Here is a 21,925-nt window from a genome sequence, read left to right as displayed (position 1 = left end):
CGGATCGAACCTCGACGGGCTCGTAGTCTCTCGCATGGATTCCCAAGACTGCTTCGATCATCGCGCATCCCGAAAACGCCAGGCCTCCCGCAAGTGTCAGCCAGACCGGAGCGGGCGGGTGAATTGACCTTGAATTGCCTTTCCCACTTGACGACTCGTTACCGAAATCCATTGTGTGTCATTTGCGCAAGAGTTGCCTCGACTTTCGAACGAAACCTTGCGGCACTTCTGCCCCAGAGGCTGTTACCGCCGGGAGCACCCACCTATCACTCGCCGTCCGCATACACCGTGTCGGGACGTGCCGGGTGGTGGCGCCGGGCGTCGAACGGTTCGAGCCAGACCTGCACCGTCGCGAACAGGCCGCGCTGCGGGAGCCGGAAGTCGCCGAAGCGGTCCTGGTGAGTCAGTGGACCTTCCGGTCCGAGATCCACTCCACGGACGACGGCACGCTCGGTGTGCGCGACCCACAGTTGCCGCGGGTTGGCCCGGAACCACTGCCCGTTCGGCAGGTGCCCACCGAGCCGCATCCGGCCGGCGCCGAGCACCGGCCCGGCGGCGCGACCCATCGCGGCCAGCACCGTCGGGCTGTGCCAGAGGGCATCGGGCATCAGACTGCCCGCCGCGTTCATGACGGTGGTCGCCGGCGAGGTGGTCATCCGGAGATCCCACTCCAATTCGGTACCGACGGTCACGTGCAGGTCGGCGGGGTCGGTCCACTCGGCGCGCACGTCGGTCTGCTCGGTGCGGCTCAGCGCGCGACCGAGATAGCGCGGGCAGCTCAGTTCGGCGGGCACGTCGCTGTACACAGTCCATGCGCCGTCCGGGTCGCGGTGCCACACGGACGTGAAGCCGGCGCCGATGCTGTTAGTCGGGAATCTGCGCAGCGCGAGATAGTGGCCGCTCGCGAACGGCGCGCCGATCACGGCGTAGCCGGCGAAACGCTCCCCGGAAACCCGGGGCAGTTCGCAGGACTGCAGGGCGGCTGCGTGCGGGGTGATGGTCATGTCGTCCTCCTCGATTGCGGGTACTTCGATCCTGTGCTCACGGCGTCCGCACGTCATGAGGCCGCTGCCTCATCTTTCGGACCGAGCATCGTGCGAGGACACTGAGTCCATGACGTCCACGGGTGACGGTCCGCGACGGGCGGAACTGGTCGCCGCGCTGTCTCTCGCCATCGATCTGGGTCTCGGGCAGCCGATGGAACACATGCTGCGCTCGGCAGTGCTCGCCACGCGCATCGCCGACCGGATGGGACTGAGCGCCGACCAGCGGGACGTCGTCTTCTACGCCAACCTGGTGGCCTGGATCGGATGCCACGCGGACTCCCACGAACTGGCACGGATGTTCGGCGACGACATCGCGTTCCGCGCCGATACCTACGCGGTGGACATGACGGGACTCCCCTTCTTCCGCATGCTGATGGGGCACAGCGGGCGGGGACTGCCGTACACGGAGCGTTTCCTCCACGCCACGGCCTTCCTGTTCACCGCGCGCCGGCAGGTGTCCGAACTCATCCGATCCCACTGCGGGTCCGCGAGTGTTCTCTCCGATCGCGTCGGGCTGGACCCTCGGGTGAGCGCGATGCTGACCTTCACCTTCGAGCGCTGGGACGGTGCGGGGCTACCTTCGGGCGTTCGCGGCGACGAGATTCCGGTCGAGATGCAGATCGTGCAACTGGCCGACGTCGCCGAGGTGTACGTCCGTCTCGGTGGGTCCGCGCAGGCGGTCGCTGTCGCTCGTGCGCGAAGCGGAACCCAGTTCGGCCCGCGCGTGGCGCAGGTGTTCGTCGACGACGTCGACGCCATCACGGCGGGTGTGCTCGAACAGGACGCATGGTCGGCGGCGCTCGCCCAGGCGTCCGATCTTGACTACATCCTGAGCAGACCCGAACTCGACGAGACGCTGCGCGCGATGGCGGATTTCGTCGACCTCAAATGTCCTTACCTGTTGGGACATTCGAGACGCGTGGCGGATCTGGCGGCGGCCACGGGCCGGCATCGCGGCCTTCCGGTCGCGGAGGTCGAACTCCTCTACCGCGCGGGTCTCGTGCACGGACTGGGACGGATGGGTGTGCCCAATCAGATCTGGGAGAAGGTCGGTCCGCTCACCACCGCGGAATGGGAGCGGGTCCGCTTGTATCCGTATCTGACCGGGCGGATCCTCAGCCGCGTCGGTGGGTTGGAGGCCGTCGTCGCCGTCGCTGTGACGCACCGCGAGCGACTCGACGGCTCCGGATATCCCGGCGGGCTCCGGGCTGCCGACCTGAGCGTGACCGCGCGAATCCTCGCCGCCGCGGAGACCTATCAGCGGCTACGAGAAGCTAGACCGCACCGTAGAGCACTGACGGCCGAGGCCGCGGCGGCCAGGATGTGCCGCGACGCGCAGGCCGGACGACTCGACACCGAAGCGGTCGAGGCCGTGCTGCTCGCGGCGGGGCGCCCGACGAAGCGACGCGCCCCCTGGCCTGCGGGACTGACGGGTCGCGAGGTGGAGATCCTCAGACTCGTCGCTCTGGGTTATTCGAACCGGCAGATCGCCGACGAGCTGGGCATCGCGCACAAGACGACCCGCAATCACGTCGAGCACGTGTACACCAAGCTCGACGTCCACAACCGCACGCAGGCAGGACTCGCCGCCATCGACCTCGGCCTGAGCTGATTAATGTGGATCTGCCCCCCGCTTTCCGGGGTCGAACCCACACAAATCAGTGTCCGCACCAGACGATGCGCCAGATGTATGCCGACGTACTACAGGACTGGGTACTTCCTCGCCTCCGCACGCGACGGCGCGACGAGCCGGAAGATCTGGTGTTCTCGACCGATATATACGCCGTCGAGAACACCGGATCGGAACGGCGTCCTCGTCCCCCTACCGCGTGTCGTCGGAGTGGCTGACGACGTTGACGACCGTGCCGTCCGGTGCGCGCACGAAGAACCGCCGCACTCCCCACGGCTCCGTCGTCAACGGATACACGATCTCGAACCCCCGACGCTGCGCTTCCTCGTAGGCCGCCTCCACCTCGTCGCCGACGTGGACGGAGATCGCCGAGTCCACAGGAGCTGACTCGTCACCGCTGACCAACTGGACGACGGCACGACCATCGGGAGTGGCGAACCGCGCGACCCACCCGAGGTTCATCTCCTCGGCGCTCAGCCCCAGATAGTCCGCGTAGAAACTCCGCGCCTCCCCGATGTCCGGGACGTTGATATTCGTGGTGATGCCGGTCGGACGCATGCGGTTCACTCCTTCGACGATCTTCGGTGGGTTCGACCCCGCTCAGCGGGGTTCATTCCCCACAAATCGGGTGATGGGTCATCTCGAATTCGAGTACACCACTACCCGCGCTTCGGAGTCCCGAGAATGAGTACGCAACCCGGACAGTGGCGGCTGTTGGACGAAGCCGAGGCCGCTGCACTCTCCCTGTCCGACGAATCGCACACCCCGCCCCGAGAAGGACGAACTCACCGTCGCTGTGCGAAAGTTCTTCCGCAACAAGGGCGCCGACTACCTCGATGATCCGAACGTCTCGTCCGTCGGCGTCGGATACAAGCATGTGGACGGCAAACCCACCGGCGAGCTCGCCGTGCAGTTCACAGTGAATGAGAAGGTATCGGAGCCCGAAGCTCTCGAAGCATTGGGCACCTCCCCGCTTCCCGAGAGCATCACTGTGAACGGTGTGAAGGTTCCGACCGATGTGATCGAGCGGTCGTACGAACCCGCATTCCATCGCGCCCCGGAAGCAGCGACGCCGCCCCGGAAGACGCGACTGGATCCGATCGTCCCGGGTGTGAGCGTCGGGCACACGAGTGTCAGTGCTGAGAACCTCGACCAGCTCGAGGTGCTCGACCTCGACGAGTTCCGGGTCTTCCAGATTCCGCTGGCCGAGATCGAACAGCGCGCCCGACTGCGGTTCCCGCAGGCGTTGCGTGATGCGGATCTGCAGGTCGCGGCGGAGGCGATCGCCGAGCCACTGGATTCGGTGGCCGCCATCCACTGGTGACGGCTCGACAGACGTGGGAGCGTTTGCGTCCCTTTAACTCTCGCGCGCTGAACCGAGGCTCGCCTCGCGTGTAGCGCGAACGAGCCTCGGTTCAGCGCGTCAAGTTGCGCCTGTTACAGTCGCCGCGCTGGTCTCGAGGGGGTCGAGATCACGTCGAAGGGGGGGCACGTGAAGTCGTTTCTGCTACGTAAAGTGCTGCCGATAATCGGCGGGATAACGGCGCTGCTGCTACTTCCTCGGGCGTCCGCGCTCCTGGGTCCCGAGATTCCATCGGTACCGACCTTGGTACCGACGACATCCGCTCCATCCACACAAACGAGCCCACGAACCCTTCCCCCGCCATTGCCGGACGGGTTCCCCTCCATGTTGTTTCCCCCACCGAAGATCGACGTCGAGCCAGGGCAACCGCAACCGATCGACACCAGATACGGCCTAACCTATGAGATTCCGGCGGACTGGAAGAACGACCACGGCGCTAGCTCCGGATGGTCCGGTGAGGAAGGTCATGCCGTCTACGGCAGCGTCGGTTCGTTCGGCTACGGGTCCTGTCCCGAAAAGGACGGAGGCTGGCTGGCGATGTCCGGCGTGGCGGGCTCGCGAGATATCGACCTCGAAACCGTAGCTACCGAGAGGATCCGAGACGTCGAGTGGATCTTCGACGACAACGCCGGCACGCGGCCGACAGTCGAGTACACCGCACCCGTATGGTTCGAGATCGCTGACCGCCCCGCCATTCGAATTTCCGCACGTATCACTGATATTCCGGAGGTCAGTGGTTGCGAACCCGACGCCGCCCGGTTCGACATCGTTGCCACCCCGGGCTATGCGACGGCGCAGACCATGGTGTTGATGGTGCAGGTCAACGAAGGCGCGTACGACGTCGATGCCGCCGACGACATCATCGCAACGCTCCGACCGTCTTGATCGACTTTTGGACTCATTGACACCGCAGCACTGTGCAGATCCCAGTCGATGGAGCTCTCGTCGAGTGCACTCGACGAGACGAACCGCGGCACCTGTTACAGTCTCCGCGCTGATCTCGAGGGGGTCGAGATCCAGTCGGGAGGGGGCACGTGAAGTCGTTTCTGTTGCGCACCGTACTGCCTATTGCAGGAGGGATAGCAGCAATCCTGCTGCTACCGCGGGTGTCCTCGATTGTCGGCCCTGACGTCCCCTCGGTTCCGACCTTGGTGCCGACTACCTCCGCGCCATCGGCACCGGTGGGTCCACGAACCTCTCCCCCGCCATTGCCGGAGGGGTTCCCCTCGATGCTGCGCCCACCGCCTCAGATGACCGCCGCTCCAGGTGCGTCGCAACCGATCAGCACGAGATACGGTCTTACATACGATATTCCGGCGGACTGGACCAACGACTACCGTTCTATCGCCGGATGGTCCAACGAGAACGACAAGGCCAGTTATGGAGCTGTCGGGTTCTTCGGTTACGGTTATTGCCCGGAGGAAGACGGGGGCTGGCTTGCGATCTCCGGCGCGGCAGGTTCGCGGGACCTGGACCTCGAATCGGTAGCGCAACAAGAGGTCCGCGCCGTCGAGTGGATTTTCGACGACAATGCCGGAACATTGCCGACGGTCGAGTACACCGGCCCCGTATGGTTCGAAGTCGCAGGGCGGCCCGCGGTCCGCGTCTCAGCCCTCGTCACCGATATCCCGCGAATCAGTTCGTGCGAACCAGGCTCGGCCCGCTTCGACGTCGTGGCGACGCCAGGTTACGCCACCGCAGAAACCATGGTGTTGATGGTCGAAGTCCACCAGGATATCGATGGCGCGTACGAGGGCGGGGTTGCAGACGACATCATTTCGACGCTTCGACCCACCAAACGAAGCGCATCAAGAAGACAGAAAGTGTCATGGGCCAGACATTCAAGGCAGCTCCCGAAGAAGTAGCCGGAGCCGCTGTGTTATTCGATGACATTGCCGACGACGCCTCGGCCTCCACCGACTACATACGTGCGGAATGCAGTGTTCAGCAAGGATTGGGCGCAGGTGTACTTGCACTATTGAGCGCCCCTCTGGCAGCGACCGCGGACTTCATGTCTTCCCGGTACGGCGGCTTGGCGGCGGTTACTCGGTCGACCGGTGTGGAGCTCAACCGAGTTGCGTGGATGTACGCAGACCAAGAGGCCCAAACATATGACGCTCTCAACGCGAACATACTGTTCGAAGAGCCGACCGACGCCCACTACGACCCGTACACCCCAGCGCCCGGCCCCGCAGCTCCGTTCCTCGACCCGGTGACTTACCGGAAGGCAGAGGAAGTAGACCTTCCGCTGTCCGAAGTAGGAGCCGAGGATATTCGGCAAGTCATCGCGGACGCAGCAGGTTGGCTCGGAGATGTAGACGACGCGATTCACGCTGCAACGGGATGGAGTCCGCTCCTGCAGTTCGTGGAGCCATTGACGGGAAACTGGAACGAACTGAAGCGTATCGGCGACGCATACCGCATCGCAGCCGAAGGTATGGAGACGTGCGGTTCCAACGTCCGCGCCGGCTATGAACAACTCGATCCGCATTGGGACGGCGCCACGGCTCAAAGCTTCACCGAACACGCCGAACGCCAGGCAGCAGCTATGGAGTGGGAAGGCCCGGTAGGCCGAGTAGCGAAAGAGATGTGTTTCTTCACCTCCGACAAGGTCAGACAGGCGGCTATCAGCGGGGTTCAGCGACTCGCCACGATGCTGGAAGCGGAAGTCTCACTCGAGAACACCACCCAGGCATTGAAGTTCGCCGTCAAGAAGATCCCCTGGATCGGCACGTACATCCAGGTGAACGCCATTGTCGAGATCATCAGACAAGCGGCTTCGCAGATCGATGATCTCGTCGATAGCGTGCGGGAGATCGTCGAGACGCTCGAAGGATTCCTTGGGGCGATGGCATCTCCGTCCGGCTATCTCAACGAGAAGTTCGAAGAGAAGCTTGCACCGATAACCGACGCCTACACCGACACCAAGACGAAAGCCGAACTCGCCATGGACATCGCCCGCGTGGCCGATGCAGGCGATACGTACAACGCCCCCAAATCCGGCTATGCCGTCGGCGACGATCCCTGGGCGGATGCCGTATGAGGGACGTCCCGCCCCACCTGGAAGCAGCCGTCCGCAGGATCCAGGACGCCGGACACGCCATCGACACCCGCCGCATCCGCGCCGACCAGGTGAGCAACGGTGACTGGGATACGCGCATCGACGTCGACGAAGCACTGATGAGCCGGCTCGCCGAAACCAACGCCGCATCCGACGCGCTCCGAGCCTTCGCGGCCCGCGTCGACGCAGGCACAGCCGAATGGCGCGACATCGAACGGATCCTTCGCACTCTCCCACCGGAAGTGATCGAACTGAAAGCATCGAAGCATTACCGCTGGTGTTGGGATCATCAGCCACCTGTCGCAACTCCGGTCGAGGACGAGCCAGGGCCGTACAGAATTCCCTGGCAGCGATGATCGACCATCACGTGCATTCGTTGTAGAGCTATCCCTGCGGACGTGGATTGCGAGCTGGTGCAACTCCTCCTGATTTGGGTGGTTCCACCCCCGGATAGCGGGGCTGGAACACCCAAGTCGTTGTCGCGTCGGCATCGACGGCCAGGATCTCGCGCAGCGTCAGATCGTGGTGGCCGCCAACTCAGTGCGTAGGCGATCGAGCTGCTCTGGTGTCACGGCCGTCGCGAATCGCTTTTTCTTGCCGCCACTCGACGGATGGTCGAGATAGACGAACGCTCGGGGACGGCCGTCGTGAACGAACTCGGCGTATCGGTGCTCTCCGTCGAGACCCAGGTGGAACAATTGTGAAACCTCCCGAGCTGCATGCACGCCGATGACAGCAAAGACGCGAGCTTCTGACGCAGCCGACACCACCTGCGGGAGGTACTTTGTCGCACGTGTGTGACGCGCCTCGGCAACACCGATCTCATTCCTGCCCTTACCCTGATTCCACCGAAAGACCGACTGCGAAGCAGCGTGTCGAACTGAAGAAAGTGCCCCCTGAACTGGGAAGATTGGAGTTCTCACAGAACAAATCCACCAGTTCACGAAAGGCACTTCCGGTGAAAGTGCCCCACAAGTTCATCGACGGCTCCGCGATGTTCGACGAGGACAACCTCGTCTCGTGCGCCGGCCTGGTCCCGATCATGGCCTTGGCCGAACACACCCGCCTGCCGGACCTGCTCGCCGAGAAGGTTTCGATCACCACCACGAAGGTCGCGTCCGGGGCGGCGAACCCGGGCCCGAAACTGCTCACCCTGATCGCCGGGATGTGCGCCGGCGCCGACAGCATCGACGATATCGACCTGCTGCGCTCGGGCGGCATGAAGCATCTGTTCGGCAACGTCTACGCGCCCTCGACTGTGGGAACGCTGCTGCGCGAGTTCAGCTTCGGTCATGCCCGTCAGCTCGAATCCGTGCTCCGCGAACACCTGATCGCACTCACCGCCCGGGTCGAGATCCTGCCCGGTTTGGCCGAGCAGGCGTTCCTCGACATCGACTCGCTGCTGCGCCCGGTCTACGACCGCGCCAAACAAGGCGCGAGCTACGGACACACGAAAATCGCCGGCAAACAGATCCTGCGCAAAGGCCTGTCCCCGCTGGCCACCACCATCAGCACAGCGGACTCCACGCCGATCATCACCGGGATGCGACTGCGCGCCGGGAAAGCCGGATCCGGTAAAGGTGCAGGTCGGATGGTCACGCAGGTCATCGTCACCGCCCGGGCAGCGGGCGCAACCGGTGCCCTCGTGGTAAGCGGTGATTCCGCCTACGGCACCCGTTCGGTCATCTCGGCGTGCCTGCGCGCGAAGGTGTGCTTCTCGCTGGTCCTGGCCAAGAACACCGCGGTCCGGTGCGCGATCGACTCCATCGCCGACGAGGCGTGGACCCCGGTGAAGTACCCCGGAGCGGTCCGCGACCCGGACACCGGAGCGTGGATCTGAAGATGCCGAGGTCGCCGAAACCACCTACACCGCTTTTGCTTCCACCACGACTCCGGTTACCGCCCGGTTGATCGTGCGCCGCGTCAAAGACGCCCGCTTCCCCGACGCGTTGTTCCCGGTCTGGCGGCATCATCCGTTCTTCACCAACACCACTACCTCGGCCGCCGACGCCGATGTCACCCATCGCCGGCACGCGATCATCGAAACCGTCTTCGCCGACCTCATCGACGGGCCGCTGGCGCACATGCCGTCGGGGCGCTTCGGGGCGAACTCCGCGTGGGTGCTCTGCGCGGCGATCGCCCACAACCTGCTGCGCGCCACCGGCCTTCTTGCAGGTGGTGGGCATGTTCGCGCCCGTGGGGCGACGCTACGGCGCAAGATCGTCGATATCCCGGCCCGATTGTGTCGACCGCAACGAGAACCGATCTCGCGGCTACCCACGCACTGGCCCTGGTCGGACGCATGGCTTCGACTGTGGACCAACACCATCGGCCACAGCCCGCCAGCTATCGCCTGAACACCGACCGACCCGCCGAGACGGCACGACCGGAACCGCACCGTGGAAAAGCTCGGCAAACCAGCGGTCACCGCATGCCCGCAACTGCCCATACATCCACTCGCCCGGCCGGAATGGGCTTCGGCATCACGTCAGTGGATTCAGGCTAAGAATCTCGACGCAGTCATTTACGGCAACGACGGTCGGGTGTACACGACGTAGTGGAAGGGGTCGTAGCCCAGAAGGCCCGGGATCCTGTCTCCAGGCCGCGTGCGCCCCCACAACTCTCGCGCGCTGACCCGAGGCTTGCCCCGCGTGTAGCGTGAGCAAACCCGGGTTCGGCGCGCGAGGAAGCCCATTGCAATCCCCTATCGTCCACATATCAAATTCGGGTTCGAGTTCGATCATTGCCGGTCGCTCGTCGTCCCTGTCTCCGTTCGGATCCGCCCCCATACAGTGGCCAACGCCACGATGCTGCTCGCCCATGCTTGAGCCGAGCAATAGATCGCTCTCACGTCGCAGGACATCTTCGATGAACGATTCGGATTGACAGAAGAACCGCATCGACCGAACGCTCTCACCGCACGACCTTCGGTTCAGAATTCGTAGCGCGAAAGCCTCAGGCTCGAGCGGCGGATATTGTGCCGGGATGAGCTTTGCGGCACTTGACCCCCTCGACGTCGCCGGCCGTGTCGTGCAACTGCTCGAGGCCGGCCGCCGCAATTCGACGTACAAGCTCGCGACCGTCATGGCGCTCGTCGACATCTGCGTCGAGAACACCGCTGCTCCCGACGGGAGTCTCACTGTTCCGATCGACGAGATCACTCATCGGGTCATCGGCTATTACTGGAATCAGGTCCGGTCGTTCCACCGCCACGGACGGCTTACTCAGGTCAGGCGCGGACGTTCGATCCCTGATCGAATCGCAGAAGCCAGAGACGTCCTGATACTCGACGGGCTTCGCACCGCGGAGGTAGCTCGCGAGTCCGCCCATCCGGTCTATCGACGACTCGTTCGCTCCGTACGGCTGACGATCGCGCAACAGCCACTTACGCACCTGCAGAGCGTTCCTCACAGCGCTACCCGCGACGAGTTCATGTACGACGCGGCGGGCTTCCACAAGAAGATGACCATGAGCGACGTCGACCGAATCGCCGTCATCGTGCTGCGACCAGGAGTTCCCGAAGGCTTACGACGGACATCCGTACTGCTCAGGACCTTCGTGCGCTCCGTGTGGGCGCACGACGTCATCGACCTCAATCGCGCCGAACTCGACGCCGAGGACATCGACGGGTTTCTCTTCGGCACCGACCGCACAGCACTGCGTGCTCTCGTCGACCCACTCCGTGACCTGCAGTCAGGTCGTTGCTTCTACTGCGACGGCCGTCTGCAATCCGATGTCCACATCGATCACGTTGTGCCTTGGTCGATGATCCCCATCGACGGTGTTGCCAACCTGGTGGCAACCGACGCACGATGCAACCTCGACAAGTCGGCGAGCATCCCGGTGCAGGACCACGTGACACGAGCCCTGGAACGACAATCCTTGTCCGAGATTTCCAGCCTTACCCGCATCCCGGTCCTGCACAAGCGGACGGCGTCGGCTGCTCACGGCGTGTATGCGGCCTTGCCTGCCGGCTCGTTGCTGTGGAGATCGTCCGGGACGTACCAACCGCACGCGCCCTGAACGACCCGCGGCCGCTCTCACCGATATAGTTCTGTCCTGCGGCCCGACGGACTTCCGCTGCGATGAGCAGCCACGGACATGCCCCCACCCGCACGAGTGGATTCGTGCTGCCTTGGGGACCTGACTGTGACGCTGCTTCGTACTACCGCCCGCCGGATCGTCGACCTCGATCGTCCTGAATCACTCGCGGAGCAGTTGTTGGAGCAAATGCTGTTCCGCACGGGACGACGTGCCGGGGAAGCCGAGCAGAGGTCCTGGACACGGAGCCTGCCTGTTCTCGCTCGCGATCTCGTCGACGCCGGTCTCCACGACGTCGAGATGCTGCTCGAATATCACTTGCCGTTGACGTCCCAGCGAGCCGACGTCGTCCTCGCAGGGACGCATCCACAGACCGGCGCGGCTTCGTACGTGGTCGTCGAACTGAAGCAATGGTCGGCAGCGCGCCGATATGAGGACAACCCCGAACTTGTCGAGGTATCCGGGATGCCTGGAGGACCGAAGCTGCATCCTGCCGCGCAGGTGAAGGGTTACTGCGACTACCTCGCGGACTTCGCCCGTACGGTGTCCGATCAACCGGACGCTCTTGCAGGCATCGCCTATCTGCACAATGCGACCGATCCGGGAGCCGTTGCCGATCTGCGTTCCTATCCGATGAGCGTCACCGGGCGCATGTTCACCGCTGGCGAGCGCGGGGACATGATCGAATTTCTCCGGAGTCGCCTCGCACCCACGCCCGGCTACGCCGCCGCCGACGCTCTGATGAAGTCGGCAATCGCACCGTCGCAGCAACTGCTCAAAGTTGCCGCTGCAGAAGTACGCGACCGGCCACAGTTTCATCTGCTCGGCAATCAACAACTCGCCGTCGACCTCGTGCTTCACGAGGTGGAGCAGTCTCGCGCCGCCGATCGAAAGCGCGTCATCATCGTCACCGGTGGTCCCGGTAGCGGCAAGAGCGTCGTGGCGTTATCGCTACTCGGTGAGCTCGCCCGGCGCGGCCGAACCGTGCTGCATGCGACAGGGTCCCGATCGTTCACACAAACCCTGCGGAAGGTTGCGGGGCACCGCGCGCCGCGCGTGCAGAAGATGTTCAAGTACTTCAACCAGTTCATGACGGCGGATCGCAACGGACTGGACGTCCTCATCCTCGACGAGGCGCACCGCATCCGTGAGACCTCCGTCGACCGGTACACACGAGCCGAACTCCGCACAGACCGGCCGCAGGTCGACGAACTCATCGCGGCCGCGCGCGTCCCTGTTTTCCTTCTCGACGAGCACCAGGTTGTACGCCCCGGGGAGATGGGATCCTATGCCCAGATCGAACATTACGCAGCCTCACTGGGTCTCGAGACACAGCACATCCACCTGGGAGAACAATTCCGCTGCGGAGGCAGCGAAGAGTACTTGCTGTGGGTGAAGCGGCTACTCGACCTCGAAGACGGAGGGCCGTTCGAGTGGAGAGGCGATCCCCAGTTCACCGTTCGCGTTGCCGACAGCCCCGAAGAGATGGAGCACCTTCTCTCCCAGCAGAGGGATCTCGGATATTCGGCGCGGATGACGGCCGGTTACTGCTGGCCGTGGAGCGACGCAGACAAGGACGGGAATCTGGTGCCCGACGTTCGGATCGGTAGTTGGGCACGCCCGTGGAACAGCAAGAGCGACCGCAGAATCGGTGACGCTCCCCCATCTGCACTCTGGGCCACTGAGGACGGCGGGTTCGGGCAGGTCGGTTGCGTCTACACGGCCCAGGGTTTCGAATACGATTGGAACGGAGTCATCCTCGGACCCGATCTGGTCTGGCGTAACGGACGATTCACGACGATTCGCGAGGCGAACCGCGATCCCGATTTCAAGAACCGCACACGAATTTCCGACGTGCGCTTCGACAGGTTGGTCCGCAATGTCTACAAGGTGCTGCTTACCCGCGGAATGATCGGCACCGTCATCTACTCGACCGATGCCGAAACGCGAGATGCGCTCCGTCAACTGATCTCCGACTGACCCTCACGACGACGACCGAACACCGAGCACGGCCCGACGGGCTTCCGCAGCAGGACATGCCCCCACCCGATGCGAACCTGAGAAGGCGCATGGGCAATGACCAGCTGGATCGTAAAGATCAACGAGAAGACACCACAGCACTGGGATTACGCACGAGACGACGGCTTCTGGGACGTCCGTAGCCCGTCGTACTTCAGGAAGATTGTGCCCGGTGACGACATCTACTTCTGGATCACGGGTCAGGGCAATGGGTTTGTTGCACGTGCACGAGCGACTTCCGGTCTATACGAAATCACCCCGAGCTCGCAACCCGCGCACTGGAGCGACGTTCAAACCGGCGGCTACACACACCGATTCGAGTTCGAAACAATCAGTGAGGACGTAGTTTCATCGCCCACCTGGGCACAGCTACAGAAGCTACTCGGCAAAGATCTCGCGGCACAGGCCGGAGCCAACCAGGTGTCCGACCCGTCTGCCGAAAGTCGCCTACGCTCACTGTTCGGCACCGAAGCCGATCTCGCTTTCGCCCACTTCCCCGTCGTCGACGTCGAGTTACCCAAGAGCCTCCCGACGTACGAGAAGGGCGATGACGTCCGTAAACGCGCTCAACGAGCCATTGCTGTGCGATACGGTCAGCCGAAGTTCCGTCGCGCACTGCTGGCAGCGTATGAACGTCGTTGCGCAGTCACCGGATGCGACGTCGAGGCGGTCCTGGAAGCAGCCCATATCGACCGCTACTTCGGAGAGCACAGCAACCATGTGACCAATGGTCTGCTCCTCCGCGCCGACCTCCACACCTTGTTCGACCTGCAACTGTGGACAGTGCGCAGCGACCTCACAGTCGCAGTGGCTCCCCAGCTCGAGAGCAGCGAGTATGCAGCCTTCGCGGGCAAGCGGATTCGAGTACCGAAAAGCTCCGCTCATCACCCTGATGCTGCGGCGCTCGCTCGGCATCGAGACGCGTGCGACTGGGTCCGATCGGCTTCATAACTCTGGCAGAAGAGGATTATGGCGATCGCCGCAGAGATGTCGCGGCCCGCGTGATCATATAAACCGTTGCGCTGAAGCGACTTCGAAGGATCTGCTTGCGCGCACAACCGAAGGAGTGCCAAAATCTCAAGATCGTCACCGATCCGCGTGGCGTCACAAGTGAAGAAGGCCCGCCAGGAGCGGCAACTCCCGACGGGCCGGATGTCCGACTTATAGGGAGTCGAACGTGGGCCAGAATACCCTGGCTGGCGGCGTGCGTCGTGGACCGCGCCTGGCCAGCAACTTCACCATCCTCAGCAACGCCGTCATCAACGACGAGCGCCTCTCCTTCCGCGCACGCGGTGTGCTCATCTGGTTGCTGTCCAAACCGGACGACTGGCGTACCCGGTCCGACTCGATCGCCGGCCAGTCGCCGAAGGAAGGTCGCGACGCCATCCGCTCCGCTCTCCGAGAGCTTGCCGAACTCGGATATCTGATCCGCGAGAAGATTCAGAACGAGCGTGGCCAGTGGATCACCATTCAGACGATCTACGAGGAGCCGCACGTCCAGCCGGGCCCTGAAAATTCGACCCGCGGCAACGCGGACATCGGAGAGCCAGGCGGTCTTTTAAGTACTGATTCACCAAGGACGGAAACCAACCGCACGTCCCAGGTCTCGAACGCATCGCACAGTCCCGAGGTCGCCCGGTTGGCGGCGGCATGTAAAGAATCCGGACTGACAGCAACATTCGCGTACCTCAGGCCGGATGCCGTAGCCGCGATCGAAGCGTTGATCGCGACGCACGGCGTTCCGACGCTGGTAGCGACCGCGAAGGCTGCGCATCGCCCCAGCGATCCGATGCGATACGCGCACGCGTGGCTACCGATGTGGCAGGGACTGTCCGTTCCACGGATCCGACCGGCGAAGTGCGGAGCGTGCGACGAGTACGGGTGGCTACCGGACGACGCGCACGGCAGGGCGGTGAGGTGTCCCTGCCGAACTGCTCAGGCAGCGTGAAGAGCCGAAACTGCGGCTACTCGCACAGGTTCATTTCGTCGAGATTCCCTGCCTCACTGATGCAATCACTGTAATCCTGCAGGTCGGTTCCGATCTGGTCGAGATCGTTTCCGAGCTGGTCGACGGCGGTGAAGAATATGACGATGCCAACAATTCCGAAGATCACGGCAAGGGCACTGAGGATGGTGCCCGAGATCGCGGTCTTCTTGTTCGTCGCCTTGTTCTTACGGCAACGGCTGATACCCGCCAGACCCAGAGCGAGCCCGATGATGCCGAGAATGAAGCCGATGAACCCGGTGATCGGCATCAGGCAGAATAGGAGACCAACGATCCCCAGAATCAGCGAGGCCAGACCCATCCCATTCCTCTCCGGATTGACGGGAGCCGGTGCTCCGAATCCCGGCCCCGTCATGGGACGAGTCTGCTCTGTCCACTGATTTCCGTCCCACCACCGCTCGACGCCCGGGCTATTGCCGTCCGCGTACCATCCCGCTTGCGTGCTCATCACTTGTCCATTCTCGACTGGGATTTGTTGGACTAATCGGCATGCAAGCGAGCACTGTTACCGGTTCCGCCCAGTGGCGGGTCGCAGTAAGAGTGCACCGCCGGTGCCTGCTGTAGTGGAGCTCATCAAGGGACCGACCGAGTTGGCGCACCGCACCGCGTTGCCACTGCCCCAGAGTTCACGGTATAGGCCGGGCCGGCAAGAGATCGATTCTGTGGAGACCAGCGTGCTCACCGACGACGTCGAGGGCCCCATATACTGCTACTCGGCGGACGGTCGTAGAAGGTCACCCGCATCGCCTGGAAGCGACGGCACGTGTTCGTCGAGCCAACCCATATCCAAGACCACGCCAAGTGGGATCCCCTGCCCGACGGTGCATCGTTCGAGATCGCGCGCGACATTCGCGATATCCTGCTGGGTGCAATACCCTCCGGAGTGACGTTGACGCGGCGAGCCGTAGCGGCGTTTGACGGTCAGCGGGTGCACCGCTCCGACCAAGTCACCGACGGCGCGTTGGTCATCATGCGCGACGATCGGAACGACCGGCGCTGGTGGACGTGGGCCGGCTCGAAGGCCAGCCGCACCTCGCGGCGTGGACCCTGGGCTTGGTTCCGCCGCGACAACGGATCGGGCCTGGATGGCTGCGCTTGCACGTCGACCTGACGGTCGCTGATATCCGTGACGGACTGCCCGCGTTACGCACCCGAGTTCGAAGCTGCTCTCTGCGATGGATGCCGGCGCACTGCGGGTTTGAATTTCTCGGCAGCGTTGCCAGAGCACCGGGACTGCTGCACGGATCGATGACATCTGAACTGCGGTGTCGTCAGGCACTGCTGGAAGGATCGACCCCGTGCCCGAGCCCTACACGAAAGAGTTCCGCGACGACGTCGTGCGCGTGGCCCGCCACCGCGAACCAGGCCAGCACTTGCGGCAGTTCGCCGCGGACTTCGGCATCAGCGCATCCTGCTCGACCAACTGGATGCGAAAGGCTGACGTCGAAGACCGCATCACACCCGGCACCACCGCCGGTGAGAGCGCTGAACTGCGCGAAGGGAAGTACCCCCGCCGAGCACCGCACCGACGAGGGCAAGCTCCGCCTGTGTGATCAAGGACGTCTGCTCGAACCAGATCGTCGGCTACTCGATTGGTGACCGGATGAAGTCTCGACTCGTTGTGGCCGCCCTCGAATCCGCAGTGGCTCGGCGAGGTTCGGTCGCCGGGTACGTGGTGCATCCCGATGGCGGATCGCAATTTCGCAGCCGGCATTCGTTCGCGTTCTGGGGCTGTCACGGCTTGGTCAGGACGATGTGCCCGGGTCGGGGCGAGCCGGCGACAACGCCGCGATGGAATCGTTCTTTGCGCTGCTCCAGCGCAACGTCCTCGACCGGCAGCGTTGGGTCACTTGCGAGCAGTTGCGCGTCGCGATCGTCACTGGGGCACCACCCGCTTGCGGTAAGAGGATCGCGCGGACTTATCACCGTTGGAAACGTCAGCTCCTACTGGGCAGATTGACGCCTGTCGAGTTCGAGACATCATGACTACACCAACCGCACAGGCTGCGTGATCGAAACTGTCACCGAGTCGTGCACCAGGTCCAATCGTCCTGGTCTACGCGGGACTGCTGCTGTCAGCTCTCAGCCTGCGCTGAGAAAGCGGACGTAACTAATTTCCAGGAGTTCTCGGTCAGGCTGCTCACTACGAGACGGCGGAACCACCATCAGCTTCTGTCCATGCCGCTCCTTCAAGCCATGCTCGAGCATCGGGCCGTCGATCTCGTCCAAAAGGGCCCTCCGGATCTCCACGACCAAGTCCGGCGTAATGCCAAGGATGTTCACGTCGTACGCAGCGTGGTGGATCTTGCACAGAGCGAGCCCGTTAGTCACCGACGCAATACCTGCCTCGTGTGAGTCAGGCACAATATGCGCAGCATCCAACAGCTCACTATGACCGAGAGCGCAGACCGCACATCGCGTTTCGTACGCACGCATCACAGTTGCACGAAAAACCGGCTGATGGAGCCGACGCTTTGTCTCTGCTACGACATATCGACGAAGCTGCTCTTCCGCTCGGGAATCGGGACGATGAAGATCGCGAGCGACTTCGGTGGCGATGACGAACTGGTGTTCGTCAGGTTCTTCCCCGATGATGAACACCGGATAGATGGGCTGGAACAAGCTCGGACCGACGCCGTAGAACCAGATCAGCGGCACTCCCTCGTTCATGGCCGCGCGTAAACCACGATTGTCCATGTTGTTCGGGTCGGTCGTCGACCACTTGTAGCGCAAGAGTCCGTCCGAGCCGACCTGATCCTCGTACGGACGCTTCGCACCGGGCGCGCGATACGTCGTACTGATGGACAGAGCTGACGAAAGCTCCTTCGGCTTCCGGATCCCGCGCGTCGGGTCCATGAGCCGGAACATCTCCCCATCGATCGTGAAGTCGAGGAGGTCCTGGCGACTGATCGGATCGAGACCGTCATTCGTGCGGATGGTCAACCATGCCATTGCCTCGCGACGGAGACGAGCACCGAAATCGTCGCCGCTCCACGAACCGTCACTCACAAATCCTCCTGATTACCCCATCAGAGACCACGCGCCGGCGATATTTCGGCGCATCAGTCGAATGATCCCTATTGAACCATTAGCAACTAGAACGCCTTCCTCGTGGCCTCACCCAGCGATTGCATGGAAGTGTCGTCTACTTTCCATGGGTCCCAGCCGGCGGACGGACCCTCATCACCAAGCCGGAATGCCTTCACTACGGCGCTGGCAGCGGCGTCAGGACCCGGATACGTCGCGCCCAGCAGCGCACAAACCTGAGCTCAAAGGCGACGAGAGGCCGGCTTCGCTCGGCCCGCGGTGGGTCACCGACCGGGTTAGGGTCGCTCCCGTGAGCACGCAAGTCGATACAGACGAGACAACTCCGCGCGAAGGCAATACAGGTCGGCGCCACCTCTCCGTCTTCGGCCTCGACTTTCTCGGTCTCGTCGTCGCCCTGTTCTTTTTCGCGTGGAGCCTGAGCCCCTCCCTCATCCCCCGCGAGTGGTATTTCCAGGGACTCATCAGCGGCGTGACGGGCATCGTCGGTTACGGCATCGGCGTGCTCGTCGCGTTTCCTGCACGACGATGGATCGCGCCGCGCCTCACGTGGTGGCGCCGGCGCCACACGGTCCGGCGCATCGCCGAAGTGGTGGTGGCCCTCATCGCGGTAGGGACACTTCTGGGGAGCCTGCTCGCCGCGGCGGAATGGCAGAACGAAATCCGGGTCCTTATGGGCATCGAGACCACAACGGGCTTCGCGTATCTCCGCACCGGACTGGTGAGCGTCGCGGTCTTCGCTGCCCTCCTCTACATCGCACGCGGATTGCGTTGGGTCGGACGACGCTTCGCGGAGTTCCTCGCGACCCGCCTGCGTGTTCCGGTCGCCGCGGCCGGTGTCCTCGCGCCGGTGATCCTCGTGCTCGCGGTGGTGGTATTCGTCGACCAGGTTCTGCTCGCGAGCAGCTCAATGGCAGCACGCATCGTCTTCGCCGACGACAACAACAGCACCGACCCCGGTGTGGAGCAACCGCAGATTCCCGAGCGGTCGGGAAGCTCAGCGTCGCCGTCGACGTGGGAGAGTCTCGGGCGTCAGGGACGCACGTTCGTCGCCGGTGGGATGGACGCCGAGCAGTTGACCGAACTGAACGACGCTCCCGCACTCGAACCCATACGGGTGTACGCGGGGCTCGAAGCCGACGGCACCACCGATGAGCAAGTGCAGTTGATCCTCGACGAACTCGACCGTACGAAGGCGTGGGAGCGGGAGATCCTCGTCGTCGCCGGCACCACCGGGACCGGGTGGGTGAACCCGTTCGCCGCCGACTCGATCGAAGCGATCTACAACGGCAACTCGGCGATCGCCGCGATCCAGTACTCCTTCCTGCCGAGCTGGATCTCCTTCCTCGTCGACGGCTCCGCCGCCAAGGCCGCCGGCAACACACTGATCAACGGTGTCCACGAACGGTGGTCGCAACTGCCGGAGGACCAGCGACCCAAGCTCGTCGTCTACGGCGAGAGCCTCGGCTCGCAATCCGCCGAAGCCGCCTTCGACGACCTCACTGACATGCGCAGCCAGATCGACGGCGCGCTGTTCGTCGGACCTCCGAACTCGAACCAGCTGTGGCGCAGCATCGTCGACCATCGCGATCCCGGCAGCCCCGAGGTCCTGCCCGTCTACGAAGACGGCGTCGCGGTACGGTTCGCCTCCGACCTGCAGACGCTCGAGGACCAGCAAGGACCGTGGAACGACCCGCGGGTCCTGTATCTGCAGCACGCGTCCGATCCGGTGGTGTGGTGGGGACCGGGACTGCTCTTCGAGCGACCCGACTGGCTCGCCGAACCTCCGGGCACGGATCGCTCACCGTCGATGCGGTGGTACCCCATCGTCACCTTCGCTCAGGTCGCGGCCGACATCATGGTCGGCACGTCGCCACCCGTCGGTCACGGCCACAACTACGAGGACCTCATCCCCTACGGCTGGGCCGCCGTGACGTCCCCAGAGGGGTGGACGCTCACCGACACGCAGCGGATCGCCGAGGCCGTCGAACAGTTGAACACCGCAGACGAGTAGTCGAACACGGCACGCTGCCCGAGGCTCTGCTAGCTTCTCCCCTACGGCTTCGCATTCCGTCTCTTCGCCATGCCTTCCTGCGCCCTGGTACCGACGAAAGCGACCGCCGATGACCACGACCCTCGATACACAGCCCGCACCTCCTGAGCCATCCCCATCGTTCTCGGCTCGGCTGAAGGACGGGATCCTGCGATGGCTGGGCCGGTTCCATCCGGTCGGCCTCGCCGTCGCGCTGCTGTTCTACTGCTGGTCGCTGTCGCCGTCCCTGCTTCCACGCCCCTGGTACCTGCAGGGTGTCGCGACCGGCATCAGCGTCATCACGGGCTACGGCATCGGCGTGCTCGTCGCGTGGATCGTCCGCAAGTGCGGCTTCGAGACGAACTGGTCGGCGACCGTCAAGAAGGTCGGCTGGTACCTGCTCGCAGCGGTCGCCGTCGTGGTGGTGCCGACCTTCCTCGTCCTCGGTTCGTGGTGGCAGGACATCAGCCGCGAACTCGTCGGGATGGAACCCGGCAGCAGCTGGGACTATCCGGGTGTGCTGCTCGTCGCCGTGGTGGTGACGCTGCTCCTGCTCGTCATCGGCCGCGGTCTGCGGCACGTGGCGCAATGGGTCACCGGACTCGTCGTCCGCGTATTGCCGGCTCCCCTGGCGCGCATCGTGAGTGTCGTGCTGGTCGGGCTGATCATGTTCTGGGCGGTGGAAGGTCTGCTGTCGATGGAGATCGCGCGGATCGCCAACGGATCGGCGAGGGCCGTCGACGAGGGCACCGCCGACGGGGTCGAGCAGCCACAGGCGCCGGAGCGATCCGGGTCGGACGCATCTCTCGAACCGTGGGATTCGCTGGGACGTGAAGGGCGCACGTTCGTCGCAGGCGGTCCGTCTCCGGAGGAGATCACCGCGGTGACCGGGGAACCCGCGATGATGCCGATCCGCGTCTACGCCGGTTACCGCTCCCTCGACAGTCTCGACGGCTACACGGACTACGACGAGATGGAGGTGCTCGCCTCGCATGTCGTTGCCGAACTCGACCGCACAGGCGCCTTCGAGCGCGAGTACCTCGCCGTGGCTACGACGACAGGTCGTGGCTGGGTGAACCAGGACGTCGCCGCCGCCCTGGAATACCTCTCGGACGGCAACTCGGCCATCGCAGCCATGCAGTATTCGTTTCTCGCCAGTCCCCTGGCTTTCCTCGCCGACCGGGTCTCGCCCCGCAATGCAGGTCGCGCGTTGTTCGAGGCGGTGTACGCGAGATGGAGTGTCCTCGATCCGGAAACCCGGCCGAAGCTGCTCGTCTTCGGCGAATCACTGGGCTCGTACGGAGGTCAATCGGCCTTCGCCGGCGTGCAGGACATGATCACCCGAACCGACGGCGCGCTTTGGGTGGGCACACCGAATTTCACAGAGCAGTGGCGACGTATCACCGATTCGCGCGATCCGGGAAGTCGCGAAATTCTCCCGGTCATCTACGGCGGGCAGAACGTGCGATTCGCTGCGACACCCGACGACCTCACCGAACTCGACGGCCTGCGCGACTGGGAATCTCCCCGCATCGTGTACTGGCAGCATCCCAGCGATCCGATCGTGTGGTGGTCCTCCCAACTGGTCCGGCACCGCCCGGACTGGCTGCGCGAGGAGCGCGGCGCCGACATCGACAAGGGGATGTCGTGGATTCCGTTCGTGACGTTCTGGCAGGTCACGCT

The 21,925-nt window shown here is 63.8% G+C and carries 17 protein-coding genes and 2 pseudogenes; 15 read left to right on the top strand and 4 right to left on the bottom strand.

Annotated features, from left to right (window positions below):
* Nucleotides 1-266: 266 nt before the first annotated feature.
* Complete coding sequence (locus K3M35_RS17560; protein WP_232333327.1) at nucleotides 267-1,004, bottom strand: hypothetical protein; 738 nt, start codon at nucleotides 1,002-1,004, stop codon at nucleotides 267-269.
* Nucleotides 1,005-1,113: 109 nt separating this feature from the next.
* On the opposite strand from K3M35_RS17560, the gene K3M35_RS17555 reads away from it, so the two are divergent.
* Entirely contained in the window at nucleotides 1,114-2,658 is a 1,545-nt protein-coding gene (locus K3M35_RS17555) for an HD domain-containing phosphohydrolase (RefSeq protein ID WP_220666799.1), read from the top strand.
* 210 nt (nucleotides 2,659-2,868) lie between these two features.
* Here the strand turns inward: K3M35_RS17555 and K3M35_RS17550 are convergent, their stop codons facing one another.
* Nucleotides 2,869-3,234: a VOC family protein gene (locus K3M35_RS17550; RefSeq protein ID WP_220666798.1), complete on the bottom strand. Its 366-nt coding sequence runs from the start codon at nucleotides 3,232-3,234 to the stop codon at nucleotides 2,869-2,871.
* Between the two features lie 238 nt (nucleotides 3,235-3,472).
* Between K3M35_RS17550 and K3M35_RS17545 the strand changes: the two genes are divergently transcribed.
* From K3M35_RS17545 to K3M35_RS17500, 10 genes and pseudogenes are all read left to right on the top strand, one after another.
* Nucleotides 3,473-4,000, top strand: a complete 528-nt coding sequence (locus K3M35_RS17545) for a hypothetical protein (RefSeq protein ID WP_231780891.1) — start codon at nucleotides 3,473-3,475, stop codon at nucleotides 3,998-4,000.
* A 363-nt stretch (nucleotides 4,001-4,363) separates the two neighbouring features.
* Nucleotides 4,364-4,924 (top strand): hypothetical protein, encoded by a 561-nt coding sequence (locus K3M35_RS17540; protein ID WP_220666797.1) that lies wholly within the window; start codon nucleotides 4,364-4,366, stop codon nucleotides 4,922-4,924.
* Nucleotides 4,925-5,268: 344 nt separating this feature from the next.
* Nucleotides 5,269-5,904 (top strand): hypothetical protein, encoded by a 636-nt coding sequence (locus tag K3M35_RS17535; RefSeq protein WP_259444184.1) that lies wholly within the window; start codon nucleotides 5,269-5,271, stop codon nucleotides 5,902-5,904.
* Entirely contained in the window at nucleotides 5,868-7,082 is a 1,215-nt protein-coding gene (locus K3M35_RS17530) for a hypothetical protein (RefSeq protein ID WP_259444183.1), read from the top strand. Before K3M35_RS17535 ends, K3M35_RS17530 begins: the two co-directional genes overlap by 37 nt.
* A complete protein-coding gene (locus K3M35_RS17525; protein WP_220666796.1) occupies nucleotides 7,079-7,456 on the top strand; it encodes a hypothetical protein in 378 nt (125 codons plus the stop codon). The genes K3M35_RS17530 and K3M35_RS17525 overlap by 4 nt, the downstream gene beginning before the upstream one ends.
* Before the next feature lie 602 nt (nucleotides 7,457-8,058).
* Nucleotides 8,059-9,457, top strand: a pseudogene (locus tag K3M35_RS17520) (IS1380 family transposase).
* Between the two features lie 628 nt (nucleotides 9,458-10,085).
* Entirely contained in the window at nucleotides 10,086-11,123 is a 1,038-nt protein-coding gene (locus K3M35_RS17515) for an HNH endonuclease domain-containing protein (protein WP_033098699.1), read from the top strand.
* Between the two features lie 126 nt (nucleotides 11,124-11,249).
* Complete coding sequence (locus K3M35_RS17510) at nucleotides 11,250-13,121, top strand: DUF2075 domain-containing protein (RefSeq protein ID WP_112319979.1); 1,872 nt, start codon at nucleotides 11,250-11,252, stop codon at nucleotides 13,119-13,121.
* 96 nt (nucleotides 13,122-13,217) lie between these two features.
* A complete protein-coding gene (locus K3M35_RS17505) occupies nucleotides 13,218-14,111 on the top strand; it encodes an HNH endonuclease signature motif containing protein (protein WP_220666795.1) in 894 nt (297 codons plus the stop codon).
* 226 nt (nucleotides 14,112-14,337) lie between these two features.
* A complete protein-coding gene (locus K3M35_RS17500) occupies nucleotides 14,338-15,108 on the top strand; it encodes a helix-turn-helix domain-containing protein (protein ID WP_220666794.1) in 771 nt (256 codons plus the stop codon).
* A 16-nt stretch (nucleotides 15,109-15,124) separates the two neighbouring features.
* Here the strand turns inward: K3M35_RS17500 and K3M35_RS17495 are convergent, their stop codons facing one another.
* Nucleotides 15,125-15,613: a DUF2510 domain-containing protein gene (locus K3M35_RS17495; RefSeq protein ID WP_220666793.1), complete on the bottom strand. Its 489-nt coding sequence runs from the start codon at nucleotides 15,611-15,613 to the stop codon at nucleotides 15,125-15,127.
* Nucleotides 15,614-15,928: 315 nt separating this feature from the next.
* Here K3M35_RS17495 and K3M35_RS17490 point away from each other — a divergent pair, with 315 nt between their 5' ends.
* Complete coding sequence (locus K3M35_RS17490) at nucleotides 15,929-16,276, top strand: hypothetical protein (RefSeq protein ID WP_039584756.1); 348 nt, start codon at nucleotides 15,929-15,931, stop codon at nucleotides 16,274-16,276.
* 404 nt (nucleotides 16,277-16,680) lie between these two features.
* Nucleotides 16,681-17,177: pseudogene (locus K3M35_RS17480) on the top strand (transposase); the annotation flags it as partial.
* A 70-nt stretch (nucleotides 17,178-17,247) separates the two neighbouring features.
* Here K3M35_RS17480 and K3M35_RS17475 read toward each other — a convergent pair.
* A complete protein-coding gene (locus tag K3M35_RS17475) occupies nucleotides 17,248-18,174 on the bottom strand; it encodes an HNH endonuclease (protein WP_308257084.1) in 927 nt (308 codons plus the stop codon).
* Nucleotides 18,175-18,502: 328 nt separating this feature from the next.
* Here K3M35_RS17475 and K3M35_RS17470 point away from each other — a divergent pair, with 328 nt between their 5' ends.
* Both K3M35_RS17470 and K3M35_RS17465 read left to right on the top strand, forming a co-directional pair.
* Complete coding sequence (locus K3M35_RS17470) at nucleotides 18,503-20,224, top strand: alpha/beta-hydrolase family protein (RefSeq protein WP_220666791.1); 1,722 nt, start codon at nucleotides 18,503-18,505, stop codon at nucleotides 20,222-20,224.
* Nucleotides 20,225-20,333: 109 nt separating this feature from the next.
* Nucleotides 20,334-21,925: alpha/beta-hydrolase family protein (locus tag K3M35_RS17465; RefSeq protein ID WP_220666790.1), on the top strand; the 1,592-nt coding region annotated here is incomplete at its 3' end.

Origin of the sequence: Rhodococcus sp. DMU2021, from assembly GCF_019641445.1 — a bacterium.
Classification (GTDB): Bacteria; Actinomycetota; Actinomycetes; order Mycobacteriales; family Mycobacteriaceae; genus Rhodococcus; species Rhodococcus pyridinivorans.
The sequence above is the reverse complement of the archived record's forward strand: the minus strand, read 5'-3'. Positions and strand labels throughout refer to the sequence as shown.